The sequence below is a fragment of the Bradyrhizobium sp. MI1.10 genome, assembly GCF_055811035.1.
This window is the reverse complement of record NZ_JBVVPN010000135.1, coordinates 1-1,236: the sequence shown is the minus strand read 5'-3', so window position 1 is coordinate 1,236 and position 1,236 is coordinate 1. Positions and strand designations below refer to the sequence as shown.

General features: G+C 63.4%; 1 pseudogene. It reads left to right on the top strand.

From position 1 onward, the window contains the following. Positions 1–46 precede the first annotated feature (46 nt). Positions 47–1,236, top strand: a pseudogene (locus AC0L3K_RS40585) (IS30 family transposase); the annotation flags it as partial.

Genomic DNA, 1,236 nt, shown 5'->3' with positions numbered 1-1,236 from the left:
GGCGGATTCAAACGGTCGTCGCAACACCAGGAGTTTGGAGGTTGCGATGAACGTTGTAAGGCGCAGATCGGCGCGGTCAGGACGAGCCCCATTGCCGTCGCCAGGACGGCCCTCTGTTGCCGGGCGCGATGAACAGAATAAATTTTGGCGGGCGATTGCCGCGGGGCTAAGCAGCGAGGATGCTGCGCTGGAAGCCGGATTGTCACAATCTGTCGGAAGCAGATTATTCCGAAAGGCGGGCGGCATGCCACCAGCGATGTTCAGATCTTCGGCAAAGGTACTCTCCGGGCGGTACCTCTCATTGGTAGAGCGCGAGGAGATCGCACTCCTCAAGGTGCAGGGCCATTCCATGCAAGAGATTGGACGTCGCCTGGGGCGGGCTGCTTCGACAATATCCCGTGAACTGCGACGCAACGCGGCCACCCGCGGCGGCGGGTTGGAGTATCGGGCAACAACTGCCCAATGGCATGCGGATCGATCCGCCCGCCGACCCAAGCCGGCCAAGCTTGCGCTCAATACAACCTTGCGCACTTATGTGGAGGAGAGACTTGCTGGCGGCGTCGTAGCCCCGACCGGCGCTCTCGTTCCTGGTCCCGCCGTTCTGTGGAAGGGCCGCCGGCATGGCCCACGCAAGGATCGGCGATGGGCCAAAGCCTGGAGTCCCGAGCAGATTGCCCGACGCTTGCCGATCGACTTCCCGGACGACAAGACGATGCGCATCAGCCACGAAGCTATCTATCAAGCTCTCTTCGTTCAGGGCCGTGGGGCGCTGCGCCGCGAGCTGACGGCCTGCTTGCGAACCGGGCGTGTATTACGGATTCCCAGGGCGCGCGTACGCAGGCGAGGCAAGGGGTTTGTCTCGCCGGAGATCATGATCAGTGAGCGCCCTGCTGAAGCTGCCGATCGAGCAGTGCCGGGACATTGGGAGGGAGACCTCATCCTCGGTCTTGGCAGCTCGGCAATCGGCACGCTGGTCGAGCGCGACGCGCTTCACGATGCTATTGCACCTTCCCCGGTTGGCGGGGCACGGCGAAGCTCCGCGCGCGAAGAACGGACCTGCGCTCGCGGGACACGGGGCCGAGGCCGTGCGCGACGCGATCACGCGCACCGTCATCACCTTGCCCGAAGAACTGCGTCGCTCGCTGACCTGGGATCAGGAAGCCGAAATGGCTCAGCACGATCGTCTCAAGATCGATGCGGGTATCCAGGTCTACTTCTGCGACCCGCAAAGCCCAT